The 11,932-nt window shown below is 69.3% G+C and carries 10 protein-coding genes; all 10 read left to right on the forward strand.

All coding sequences use genetic code 11. The features are described from left to right. Nucleotides 1-615 (forward strand): tetratricopeptide repeat protein (locus VE326_04905; protein HYJ32537.1); only part of this gene is annotated, 615 nt, incomplete at its 5' end. Between the two features lie 406 nt (nucleotides 616-1,021). Then, nucleotides 1,022-2,341 (forward strand): transcription termination factor Rho, encoded by a 1,320-nt coding sequence (gene rho, locus VE326_04910; GenBank protein ID HYJ32538.1) that lies wholly within the window; start codon nucleotides 1,022-1,024, stop codon nucleotides 2,339-2,341. Between the two features lie 53 nt (nucleotides 2,342-2,394). Continuing rightward, nucleotides 2,395-2,637, forward strand: coding sequence for a 50S ribosomal protein L31 (gene rpmE, locus VE326_04915; GenBank protein HYJ32539.1), 243 nt, complete (start codon nucleotides 2,395-2,397; stop codon nucleotides 2,635-2,637). Nucleotides 2,638-2,664: 27 nt separating this feature from the next. Further along, nucleotides 2,665-3,543 carry a DUF1385 domain-containing protein gene (locus VE326_04920; GenBank protein HYJ32540.1) on the forward strand — a complete coding sequence of 293 codons (879 nt, stop codon included), beginning with the start codon at nucleotides 2,665-2,667 and terminating at the stop codon, nucleotides 3,541-3,543. Nucleotides 3,544-3,557: 14 nt separating this feature from the next. After that, nucleotides 3,558-4,664 (forward strand): peptide chain release factor 1, encoded by a 1,107-nt coding sequence (prfA, locus tag VE326_04925; GenBank protein ID HYJ32541.1) that lies wholly within the window; start codon nucleotides 3,558-3,560, stop codon nucleotides 4,662-4,664. Beyond that, complete coding sequence (gene prmC / locus VE326_04930; GenBank protein ID HYJ32542.1) at nucleotides 4,661-5,569, forward strand: peptide chain release factor N(5)-glutamine methyltransferase; 909 nt, start codon at nucleotides 4,661-4,663, stop codon at nucleotides 5,567-5,569. The genes prfA and prmC overlap by 4 nt, the downstream gene beginning before the upstream one ends. Before the next feature lie 56 nt (nucleotides 5,570-5,625). Continuing rightward, on the forward strand, nucleotides 5,626-6,882 hold the full coding sequence (murA, locus tag VE326_04935; GenBank protein ID HYJ32543.1) for a UDP-N-acetylglucosamine 1-carboxyvinyltransferase: 1,257 nt from the start codon (nucleotides 5,626-5,628) through the stop codon (nucleotides 6,880-6,882). Nucleotides 6,883-6,910: 28 nt separating this feature from the next. Further along, entirely contained in the window at nucleotides 6,911-8,821 is a 1,911-nt protein-coding gene (selB, locus tag VE326_04940; GenBank protein ID HYJ32544.1) for a selenocysteine-specific translation elongation factor, read from the forward strand. A 137-nt stretch (nucleotides 8,822-8,958) separates the two neighbouring features. Beyond that, entirely contained in the window at nucleotides 8,959-9,294 is a 336-nt protein-coding gene (locus VE326_04945; protein ID HYJ32545.1) for a hypothetical protein, read from the forward strand. A 30-nt stretch (nucleotides 9,295-9,324) separates the two neighbouring features. After that, entirely contained in the window at nucleotides 9,325-11,793 is a 2,469-nt protein-coding gene (locus VE326_04950) for a sigma 54-interacting transcriptional regulator (protein ID HYJ32546.1), read from the forward strand. Nucleotides 11,794-11,932 lie beyond the last annotated feature (139 nt).

An 11,932-nucleotide genomic window follows, 5' to 3' on the forward strand; every position in this document is an offset into this window, starting at 1 on the left:
CTCGACAGCACCGTGGTCGCCTATCGGGAGCTCCTCCGCGACGCGCCGAAGGATTCCGTCACGGCCTCGATGCGCGAGAACGCCTACTACAACATGTCGGTGATCCTGGCGAATCAGGGGCGGTTCGCCGACGCCGCCAAGCTGCTCGACGAGGCGACGACCGAGTTCCCGAACAGCAAGGATCTCCTCTCCCTGTCGGGCCAGACCAAGTTCCAGGCGAACGACTTCAACGGCGCGGTGACCGATCTGAAGCGCGCTCTCGCCGTCGATCCCAAGGACGCGACCGTCCACCAGTTCCTCTTCTACTCGCTGAACAAGCTGAACAAGCAGTCCGAGTCGGTCGCCGAATACTCGATCTACAAGGCGCTTAGCGAGGGCAAGGCGCGGACCGGAGGCGACCTCAAGAAGTGGGTCGACTCTGCCGATATCCGTCTTGGCCCCAAGCATCAGCTCAAGAAGACGGTCACCTCCGACGGCTATCCCGAGGAAGTGCGGACGTTCCAGGATGGGGACAAGGCGCTGGAGAGCTGGTTCTACTGGAGCAAGGGGAAGGTGATCACCTTCATGGACGGACAGCTGCTTTCCCAGGCGACGTTCCCGCCTTCCAAGTCCTGAACGACACACCGAACGACACACGGCCGCGGCGCGCGATCGCCGCGGCTTGACGCAGCGGGTCGGGTCGCGCGGCGGTCCGATATCGCTTGACAGTGGCGCCGCGGGTTGGGTAGAGTCCTCGCCGTAGAACCAACCCGGGGTTTTTGCCGGGGCAGGAGCGCATCGAAGCCCTTCGCCTGTCCCCCCCGAAACCGGGTCGCAGATCGCGATCCCGCGCCAAGCCACTGGAATCCATCGAACCCATCGTGTCATCACAGTTCATGTTCGAGGGCCCCCGTTGAGGCCTGCCACCCGGCAGACAAACGCCATGTCCCGCCCAACCACGACAGCATCATCCACCGTACGGCGTCGCGGCCCCGAGCCGCCCGCTGAAGCTGAAACGACGACCGAGGAGCCTCGCGCGCCAATGGAACAGCAGACCGAAGCACCGCCCGCCGCCGCAACCGGGAACGGCCCTCAGGCCGTCTCGCCGAAGGGGCTCGACATTCTCCAGCTCAAGGGCCGGACCATCGCCGAGCTCATGGAACTCGCGCATTCGCTCGGCATCCAAGGAACCAGCGGACTGCGGAAGCAGGAGCTGATCTTCAAGATCCTCGAGGGGCAGACCGAGAAGAACGGACTGATCTTCGCCGAGGGGGTTTTGGAGATCCTCTCCGAGGGATACGGATTCCTCCGGTCCCCGGACTACAACTATCTGCCGGGTCCCGACGACATCTACGTCTCGCCCTCGCAGATCAAGCGCTTCGACCTGCGCACCGGCGACACGGTGTCGGGCCAGGTGCGGCCGCCCAAGGACGGCGAGCGCTACTTCGCGCTCCTGCGCGTCGAGGCCGTCAACTTCGAGCCGCCCGAGGTGGCGAAGGACAAGATCCTCTTCGACAATCTGACCCCGCTCTACCCTCAGGAAAAGCTGAGGCTGGAGGCCAAGGCGGACGACATGTCGACGCGGATCATGGATCTGCTGACGCCGATCGGGAAAGGGCAGCGCGGGCTGATCGTCTCGCCGCCGCGCGCCGGAAAGACGGTTCTCCTCCAGAAGATCGCGAACTCGATCACGGAGAACCATCCCGAGGTGATGCTCATCGTGCTCCTCATCGACGAGCGTCCCGAGGAAGTCACCGACATGGAGCGCTCGGTCAAGGGCGAGGTGGTCTCGTCCACGTTCGACGAGCCCGCCGAGCGTCACGTTCAGGTCGCGGACATGGTGATCGAGAAGGCGAAGCGCCTGGTCGAGCACAATCGCGACGTCGTGATCCTTCTCGACTCGATCACGCGGCTCGCCCGGGCGCACAACACGGTCGTGCCCCACTCGGGCAAGATCCTCTCGGGCGGCGTGGACGCGAACGCGCTGCAGAAGCCGAAGCGATTCTTCGGAGCGGCTCGCAACATCGAAAACGGCGGGAGCCTGACGATCATGGCCACGGCCCTGATCGAGACCGGAAGCCGCATGGACGACGTCATCTTCGAGGAGTTCAAGGGCACCGGGAACATGGAAGTGATCCTCGACCGCAAGCTCGCCGACAAGCGCGTCTTCCCGGCGATCGACATCAACCGGTCGGGCACGCGCAAGGAAGAGCTGCTCATGACGCAGGAAGAGCTGAACAAGGTCTGGATCCTGCGCAAGTTCCTGAACGAGCTGAACCCGATGGAAGCGATGGAGTTCTTGATCGGCAAGATGAGCCAGACCAAGACGAACAAGAAGTTCCTCGCGATGATGAACACCTAGAACCGGCCGTTCCGGCTGATCCCCGCTCAGGGGGGGAGTGAGGCGAAGAGACCATGAAGAAGAACGTTCATCCCGGCTACTACAACACCAAGATCGTCTGCGTCTGCGGCAACGTGATCGAAACGCGCGCGACCGTCAAAGAGGTCGTGCACGTCGAAATCTGCAGCAACTGCCACCCGTTCTTCACGGGGAAGCAGAAGCTGGTCGACACGGCCGGACGGATCGAGCGCTTCCGCCGGAAGTACGGCATCAAGAGCGAAGCGCCGCCGGCGGAATCGACGCCGGCCGCCAAGTAGCCCGGCGCGGCCCCGGCCAGCGTCTCTATGCCCGATCGCTACGCTCCCATCGGCGGTCAGGCCGTCATCGAAGGCGTGATGATGCGGTCGCCCCAGCGGGTGGCGACCGCCGTGCGCCTCGCGGACGGCTCCGTCGAGGTGAAATCGCGCGAGTACCGCTCGCTCTCGCGCCGCCTTCCCCTGCTCAGCCTCCCCATCGTGCGCGGCGCGGTGGTCCTCGTCGAGTCGCTCCGGATCGGCGTCGAGGCCCTCGCCTTCTCGGCGGAGGCCGCCGTCAAGGAGGATGAGGCGAAGCCCAAGGAGGCGCGCCGCTTCGGCACGCTCGGACTGGGGATGGGGTTCACGGTCCTCATCTCCTTCGCGGTGGGCTTCGGGTTCTTCTTCTGGCTCCCGCTCTTCCTGACCGAGCGCACCGGGGTCCGCGATCCGTTCGTCTTCAACCTCATCGACGGGTTCATCCGGCTCGTCTTCTTCCTGATCTACATCGTGGGGATCGGCTTCTGGGGGGAGATGCAGCGCGTCTTCCAGTACCACGGCGCCGAGCACAAGACGATCCACAATCTCGAGTCGGGGCTGGAGCTCACGCCCGAGAACGCCTCAAAGCAGAGCCGCTTCCACCCTCGGTGCGGCACGTCGTTCCTGTTCCTCGTCGTGCTGGTTTCCTTCATCGTGTTCGCCTTCCTCGGTCGTCCGGACACCATCGGCGCGCGGCTCCTGCGCTTCGGACTGATTCCGGTGATCGCCGGGATCTCCTTCGAGATCATCCGCTTCGCGGGCGCCCACGGCGAGAAGGCCTGGGTCCGGTGGATCAGCGAGCCGGGGCTCCAGCTCCAGCGCCTGACGACGCGCGAGCCGTCGCGCGACATGCTCGAAGTGGCGATCGCCGCGCTCCGCGCGGTCCTCTAGCTCCCTCCCGCCCCATGCGCGAAGCCCTGGAAAAGGCGAAAGCCCGCTTTGACGAGCTGACGAGGCTCCTCGAGGATCCGGCCGTGCACTCCAATCCCTCCGAGCTCAAGCGGGTGAGCAAGGAGCGGAGCGCGCTCGATCCGCTGATCCAGGCGATCCGGCGCTACGACAAGGTGCTGGAGCGGATTCACGACGACTCGGCGCTGCTGCGCTCCGAGAAGGATCCCGAGCTGACGGCGATGGCCCGGGCCGAGATCGACGAGCTGACCGTCGAGAAGGAGCAGATCGAGGCGGAGCTGCCGCGGCTGTTGCTCCCCCCCGATCCGCTCGACCAGAAGAACGTGATCGTCGAGATCCGGGCCGGCACGGGCGGCGACGAGGCGGCGCTCTTCGCGGGCGAGGTGCTCCGGATGTACACCAAGTACGCCGAGCGCCACGGCTGGAGGGTCGAGGTGCTGTCGATCAGCCAGTCGGGCGGGGGAGGCATCAAGGAAGTCTCGCTTCTCATCACGGGCGAGCGGGTCTACCGTCGCTTCAAGTACGAGAGCGGGGTCCACCGCGTGCAGCGCGTGCCCGAGACCGAAGCCAGCGGGCGGATCCACACCTCGGCGGTGACCGTGGCGGTGCTCCCGGAGGCGGAAGAGGTGGACGTGGAGCTGAAGCCGCAGGATCTCCAGATCGACGTCTTCCGGAGCTCGGGCCCCGGCGGCCAGAGCGTGAACACCGCCGATTCGGCGGTGCGCATCCGGCACCTTCCGACGGGGATCGTCGTGCAGTGCCAGGACGAGCGCTCGCAGCTCAAGAACAAGGCGAAAGCGCTCAAGGTGCTCCGCGCGCGGCTGCTCGACCTGGAGATCCAGGAGCAGGAGAAGAAGGTCGCCGCCTCGCGCAAGTCGCAGGTCTCCTCCGGGGACCGGAGCGCCAAGATCCGCACCTACAACTTCCCGCAGGGACGCGTGACCGACCACCGCATCGGGCTCACGCTCTACCGGCTGCAGGACGTGATGGAGGGGGACCTGAACGAGCTGACCGACGCCCTCTTCGCCGCCGAGCAGGCCGAGCGCCTCGCCTCCTCGGCCGAGGGGAACGGCCCGTCGCCCCGCGCCGGAGCGGGCGCGTGAGGGCGGGGATCCGTCTTTCGCGCGCCGGAAAGACGGCGCGCCGCGCGGGCACCACCCGCGCCGAGGCGCTCGCGTCGCTCACGCGGCGGTTCGAGCGGGCCGGGATCGATTCCCCCGAGCACGACGCCGAGGCCATCCTGCTCCGCGCGCTGCAGGTCTCCCGCGCCGACCTCTGGACCGAGCCGAACGCGCCGCTGACCGAGGAGGAAGCGGAGGACCTGACCGCGCTCGCCGAGCGGCGGAGCGCGCGCGAGCCGCTCCAGCTCCTCCTCGGGACCACGCCCTTCTGCTCCGCGACGCTCGATCTCGAGCCCGGCGTCTTCCTGCCGCGGCCCGAGACGGAGGGGCTGGTCGAGGCCGTCCTTCGCGCGCTCCATGCCGACCGGGGCCGCCTCCTCGAGCTGGGCTCCGGAACGGGCGCGATCGCGATCGCGATCCTGCACGCCCTTCCCGAGTGGACCGGCGAGGCCGTGGACCGCTCCCCCCAGGCGGTGCGCCTGGCGAAGAAGAATGCGGCCCGGAACGGGGTTGCCGGACGCTTGCGGGTTGTCGAAGGGAACTTTCGAGATGCCGGGACCCTTCGGGTCCCGGGACATGACTACGACCTGGTCGTATCGAACCCGCCGTACGTCCGCTCGGGGGAGATCCCGGGGCTGATGCCCGAGGTTCGGGACCACGACCCGATCGAGGCGCTGGACGGGGGACCCGACGGGCTCGACGCGCTGCGCGACCTGGCCCGCGGCATTCCGCTCTGGCTGCGCCCGGGAGGGCTGGTCGCGCTGGAGATCGCGGCCGATCAGGCCGATGATTCCCAGGAACTGATGCGGCCGCATCTCGAGGAGATGCGCGTCCTGCCGGATCTGGCGGGGAGGCCGCGGGTGCTCCTGGGAACGCGGAGGCGATAGCGATGGAAGCGAAAGCGGCGGCCGACACGAAAGCGACGAAGGGGACGGCGACGGGAATGGACGAGATCTGGGTTCGCGGCGGCAAGCGGCTGTCGGGCTCCGTGGCGGTGAGCGGCTCCAAGAACGCCACGCTTCCGGTGCTGGCCGCCGCACTTTTGGCGCCCGGCGTCTATCGCTTCACCAACGTCCCCGCGCTCAAGGACGTGGCGACCATGCTCGAGATGCTCGGACGCTTCGGCGTGAAGAGCCGCCGCACCGGTCCGAGCGCCGTCGAGGTGGACACCCGCAGCCAGGTGAACGCCGAGGCGCCCTACGAGCTGGTGAAGACGATGCGCGCGTCGATCTACGTGCTCGGCCCGCTCCTCGCCCGCTATGGCGAGGCGCGCGTTTCGCTGCCGGGCGGCTGCGCCTGGGGGCCGCGTCCGGTGGACCTGCACATCCGCGGCATGGAGGCGCTCGGCGCCGACGTGGCGATCGAGCACGGCTACATCGTGGCGCGCTCGGAGCGGCTCCGCGGGTCGAACATCTCCTTCGACATCTCCAGCGTGGGCGCGACCGGGAACATCCTGATGGCTGCCGCGACCGCTTCGGGCGACACGGTCGTCGAGAACGCGGCCTGCGAGCCGGAGATCACGGCGCTCGCCGACTTCCTGAACGCCATGGGTGCCAGGATCGAAGGGATCGGATCGCCGACCCTCACCGTGCGCGGCGTGCCCGAGCTGCACCCCGCCGACACCGCGATGATTCCCGACCGGATCGAGGCCGGCACGCTGCTCGCCGCCGCCGCGATCACCGGCGGCGACGTCGAGGTCACGAACATCGACCCCTCGCACCTGGGCTCCGTCCTCTCCAAGTTCGAGACCGCCGGCTGCTCCGTGGAGCGCGGCGACCGCTCGGCGCGCGTGCGCGCTCCCGAGCGCCCCGAAGCCCTCTCGGTCACGACCGCGCCCTACCCCGGCTTCCCGACCGACATGCAGGCGCAGTTCATGGCGCTCCTCTCCGTGGGGAACGGCGTGAGCACGCTGGTGGACACCATCTACCGCGACCGCTTCACGCACGTGGCCGAGCTGCAGCGCCTGGGCGCCGACATCCGCGTGGACGGAAACCGCGCGCTGGTGCACGGCGTGGAGTCGCTCTCGGGCGCTCCGGTCATGGCCACCGACCTCCGCGCCTCCGCGGCGCTGATCCTGGCCGGCCTCGTGGCGGGCGGCGAGACCAAGGTCTCGCGCGTCTACCACCTCGACCGCGGCTACGAGCGGCTCGAGGAGAAGCTGGGACGGCTCGGGGCGGACATCCGCCGCGTCCGGGCCTGACGCGCCCGGCACTCCCCGGCCCGGCCCCGTGCGCCACGTCATCCTCGGCACCGCGGGGCACATCGACCATGGCAAGACCGCGCTCGTCCGCCGCCTCACCGGCATCGACACCGACCGGCTGAAGGAGGAGAAGGAGCGCGGCATCTCGATCGATCTCGGCTTCGCGCACCTCGTCCTTCCCTCAGGCGCGCGGGTGGGGATCGTGGACGTCCCCGGCCACGAGCGCTTCGTGAAGAACATGCTCGCGGGTGCGACCGGGATCGACGTCGCGCTCCTCGTGGTGGCCGCCGACGAGGGGGTGAAGCCGCAGACGCAGGAGCACCTCGCCATCGTGGACCTCCTCGGCATCCGCCGCGGGGTCGTCGCCCTCACCAAGTCGGACCTCGCCCCGCCCGAGCGCCTCGCCCGCGCGCGCGATGAGGTGCTGGAGCTCCTTCGCGGCACCGGGCTCGAGGGGGCGCCGGTCCTTCCCGTCTCGGCCATCACCGGCGAGGGCGTCGCCCCGCTCCTGGAAGCGCTCGATCGCGCCGCCGCCGCGGCCGCCGGCGCGCGCGAGACGGACCGCCCCGCGCGCCTTCCGATCGACCGCGTCTTCTCGATCGAGGGGATCGGCACGGTGGTGACCGGCACGCTCTGGAGCGGGACGATCCGCGCGGGCGATTCGCTGCAGATCCTGCCTTCCGCCCGTTCCGTGCGGGTGCGGCGGGTCGAGGTGCACGACGCCGAGGTCCCGGCCGCGACGGCGGGGCAGCGCACCGCGGTCGCCCTCCACGGCGCCGGGCGCGAGGAGATCGAGCGCGGCGAATGGCTGGTCGCGCAGGATCGCTACCGCGCGGCCGCCGCGCTCGACGTGCGGCTCACGATGCTTCCGGGAGACCAGCGGGACCGGGCGCTCGCGACGCGCGCGCGCCTGCGGATCCATCTCGGCGCGAGCGAGGTGCTCGGGCGCGCCGTCCTGCTCGAAGCGGAGACGCTCGAGCCGGGCGCGAGCGCCTACGCGCAGCTCCGGCTGGAGCATCCGGTCGTCGCCGCGCCCGGGGACCGGCTCGTGCTGCGCTCCTATTCGCCGGCCGTGACCGTCGCCGGGGCCGTGGTGATCGACCCCGCGCCGCCGCGCCGGTCCAGGCTCGGCGGCGACGATCGGGAGCGGCTGAAAACGCTGGAGTCGGGAAGCCTCGCCGAGAAGGTGCTCTGGCTGGCTCGCGAGTCGGGGATGGCCGGCATGCGCGAGGAGGAGGCGGCGCTGCGCCTGGGGGCCGCGCCCGAGGAGATCGCCGCGGCCGCCGCGGGCGGCAAGGCGCTGGTCCGGCTGAAGGGGGGACGGGCGCTCTTTGCCGATGCGTGGGAGCAGGCGCGCGCCCTCATCCAGACCCGGGTTCGCCAGTACGCCGAGGAGCATCCGCTGCGGGCCGGGGTGCCGAAGGGGGAGCTGAAGAGCCTCCTTTCCCGCGGCCTCGACGGCGGGGTGTTCGACGAGGCCCTCGCCTCCCTCCTCGCCTCGGGGACGGTGGAGCTCCGGGGGGACCGGCTCCTCCCTCCCGGCGCGGGACCCTCCCTGAGCGAGGCCGACCGCCAGGTTCTCGAGCGGATCGAGCAGCGTCTGGCCGGACAGGGGTTTCAGCCGCCCGACCTGAGCGAGGTGCTCCGCGGGGTGCCCCGGGAGAGCCGGCCCGCCGAGCTGGTGCGGCACATGATCGAGTCAGGCCGCGCCGTAAAAGTAACCTCCGAATTGGTTTATACCCGGTCGCAGTGGGAGGAGATCGAGCGCCGGATCGCGGCCCACTTCGCCCGGAATCCGCGGCTGGGCATGGGGGACTTCAAGGGCTACCTGCAGATTTCACGGAAGTACGCCGTCCCTCTCCTCGAGCACCTGGACCGGCTGGGGATCACCCGGAGGGAGGGGGATGACCGGGTTCCGGGTCCGAAACTGAAAAAATAGTTTCCACGCGTTGTCTCCACCCGAGCCCTCTGCTATCCTCTTCCCCGTATAGGGGGTTCCTCACCCCCTTCGGTGTGCGGGGTCGCCAGTGGTGGAGCGGCCTCCCTTGATTGGCCTTAGCGGAAGGTGATGCGGATATGGGCCTCCTCCTGCCGCGGATTCTCAGACTCGCCGTCCTCGTGCTCGCGCTTCTCACGCTGATCTCGCTCCCGACGCTCCGTTTCGACCGGAACACGGGGAGCGCGCTCACACCCACGATCGCGTGGGCCGGCGGCTCGCCTGACGAGACGCTGAAGCCGCCCGATTCGCCTCCGCCTTCGACGCCGCCGAAGAGTGCTTACGTCACGACCTTCGGAACGGCCTCGTCGGACGCGGCGACGATCGGCACGCGCCGGGCGACCACCAGGCTCACCGCGCTCCAGCGTTGGCAGATCTTCGTCAGCGTATTCCGGACCTTCGCGACCCGGTTCTAGTCCGGCGCAGGTCGAACGCAGAGGCAGGACGTGGACCGAACCACGGCTGAGCTGATTCGCGAGCGGGAAGAGGCGGTTTCGAACGCGCGTCTCACGCACGATCCCGAGCGGCATCTCCAGTCGCTCGAGGATCTGGCGGAGATCTTCCTGCGCGCCGACAGCTACCTCCCGGCGCTGCAGAATCTCGAAGAGTGCATCCGCTCCGCCGAAGCCCTCGGGCTGGACACGGCGCGGATCGCCACCCTCGAGATGAAGGCCGCGCAGACCCTGATCGAGAAGGGCGACTCCACCGCCGCCCTCCGCTATCTCGCGCGGGCCCGCGCGCGCGTCACCGGCCCCGCGCAGCCCGAGCTGACGGCCCGCATCGCGCTGCAGAGCGCCCGGGCCCTGATCGAGCGCTCCGAATACGACGAGGCGTTCCGGGCCTGCGAGCAGGCGCACACCTACTTCAAGGAGCGTGGCCTCCTGGCTCCGCTCGCCCACTCCTACAACTGTTTCGGCCGGATCCACTTCCGGCTCGGCAATCTGGACCAGGCCAAGGAGTACTACGAGGCCGCGCTCCACCTCTTCCGCTGGGACCTGAACGACGAAGAGGGCGTGGTGCGCGCCCACAACAACCTGGGCATCCTGTACCGCCACCTCTCGGACTGGCGCCAGGCGAGCTGGCACCTGCTCCGCTCCATGGAGCTGGCCACGCGCCTCGGCAACTTCGCCTACATCGCCGTCTCCTGCGCGAACCTCGGCATCGTCTACCTGAAGGCCGGATCGTGGGACGAGGCGCGGGCGCACTTCGACCGCGCGCTCACCTCCTACGTGCAGATCGGGCGCGAGTCGGGCGTGGCGCGCACGCGCATCGGCCTCGCCACCATCGACATCTTCCGGCACGATTTCGCCGCCGCCGCCGCGCACATCGAGGCGGCGACGCAGATCACGTCGCGGCTCGGCGCTTCGCGCGAGCAGATCCTCTGCCTCTTCAGCCGCGGCGAGATGAAGCAGGAGATGGGCGAGACCGAAGAGGCCCTCGCGCTCTACGACCAGGCCCTCGCGATGGCGCGGGAGATCGCGCCGGAAGGGGACATGGTCCACGAGCTGCAGCGCCATCGCGCCGAGGCGCTCGCGCTGCGCGGCGACCTGCCGGAGGCCCTCGAGGCCGCCGAGGACGCGCGGGACCGCGCGTCGAAGCTGAAAGACCTGCTGGAAGAGGGCGCCGCCCGGCGCGTGATCGCCGCCGTCCAGACCCTGGCCGGACGCGCTCCCGAAGCCGCCGCCGAAGCGAAGGAGTCGATCCGGATCCTCGAAGGGATCCACGAGCGCTTCGAGCTGGCGCGCGCCTACCTGGACCAGTCCCGCCGCATGCCGACCCGGGGCGACGCCGACCGGATGCGCGAGGCCCAGAACTTCGCGTTCAAGGCGATGTACCTGTTCGAGCAGCTCGGCATCGACGATTCCCTTCGCGCCGCGGAGGGCCTGCTGCGCGACCTCAACGCTCCGTCGTGGCTCACGACGCCGCGCGCCGCGCGCCGCGAAGCCGGGACCGGCTCGTCGCAGGCGCAGGAGATCGCGCGCTCGCACGGCATCGTGACCCAGAACGCGCGCATCCTCGAGCTCTCGCGGAAGGCGTCGGAGCTTCTCTCCACGCCGGCCCGCGTGCTCATCCAGGGCGAGACGGGCGCGGGCAAGAACCTCTTCGCGTACATGTTCCGCTCCTACGAAGTCGAGCGCGGACGGCCTTTCGTCGAGGTGAACTGCACCAGCCTTCCCGGCGACCTGGTTGAGAGCGAGCTCTTCGGCTACGTGCGGGGCGCGTTCACCGGCGCCGCAATCACCAAGCGGGGCATCTTCGAGGAAGCCGATGGCGGGACGATCTTCCTGAACGAGATCGGGGAGCTCACCGAGCGCACGCAGGTGAAGCTCTTACAGGTATTGGACGACGGCACCTACCGGCGCCTGGGCGAGGTGCGGTCGCGGCGGCTCAACGTCCGGATCATCTCCGCCACCAACAAGGACCTCGACGCCGCCGTCAAGGCGGGCTGGTTCCGGGCCGACCTCTACTACCGGCTGGGGCAGGTGGTCCTGTCGCTGCCGCCGCTCCGCGAGCGGCGCGAGGACATCGCGCTCCTGATCCGCTCCTTCCTGGACGAGCTGGCCGTGCGCGAGGGGCGCCAGGTGGTGCTCTCCGAGGACGCGCTCGAATACCTGATCTCGCTGCCGTGGCTGGGCAACATCCGCGAGCTGAAGCACAAGGTGGAGTCGATCTTCCTCTGCGCGGGCCGCCAGGAGCTGGTGGACCGCGGGATGCTGGTGAAGCTCCTGCATCCGGGCGGCTCCCCCGCGGCCGAGACCCACGCGACCCGCGGCCTCCGGAGCAAGGTGGACCTCCTGAAGCGCGAGGAGATCCTGGCCGCCCTCTCCCGGAACGGCGGCAACCGCAGCCGCGCGGCCCTGGAGCTGGGGATCACCCGGCGGCATTTGATTCGGCTGTTGAAGCAAATCTACTAGCCCCTCCCGACCGCCTCTACCTCAGTCCTTCGATACCGCCGCCAACGCGCTCCCCACGCTGGGAGTTCCGCGCGCTGCGGCGCGCGGGACATGTGACATTCAGGTCCCAAACCCCCCTCCACCGTGACATACCCACACG

This window comes from Candidatus Binatia bacterium (assembly GCA_035631035.1).
Taxonomy (GTDB): domain Bacteria; phylum Eisenbacteria; class RBG-16-71-46; order SZUA-252; family SZUA-252; genus DASQJL01.

Bases quoted from the DNA above. Each gene is read 5' to 3' on its own strand.
- rho (HYJ32538.1), top strand. From the start codon at position 1,022: ATGGAACAGCAGACCGAAGCACCGCCCGCCGCCGCAACCGGGAACGGC.
- rpmE (HYJ32539.1), top strand. From the start codon at position 2,395: ATGAAGAAGAACGTTCATCCCGGCTACTACAACACCAAGATCGTCTGC.
- VE326_04920 (HYJ32540.1), top strand. From the start codon at position 2,665: ATGCCCGATCGCTACGCTCCCATCGGCGGTCAGGCCGTCATCGAAGGC.
- prfA (HYJ32541.1), top strand. From the start codon at position 3,558: ATGCGCGAAGCCCTGGAAAAGGCGAAAGCCCGCTTTGACGAGCTGACG.
- murA (HYJ32543.1), top strand. From the start codon at position 5,626: ATGGACGAGATCTGGGTTCGCGGCGGCAAGCGGCTGTCGGGCTCCGTG.
- VE326_04945 (HYJ32545.1), top strand. From the start codon at position 8,959: ATGGGCCTCCTCCTGCCGCGGATTCTCAGACTCGCCGTCCTCGTGCTC.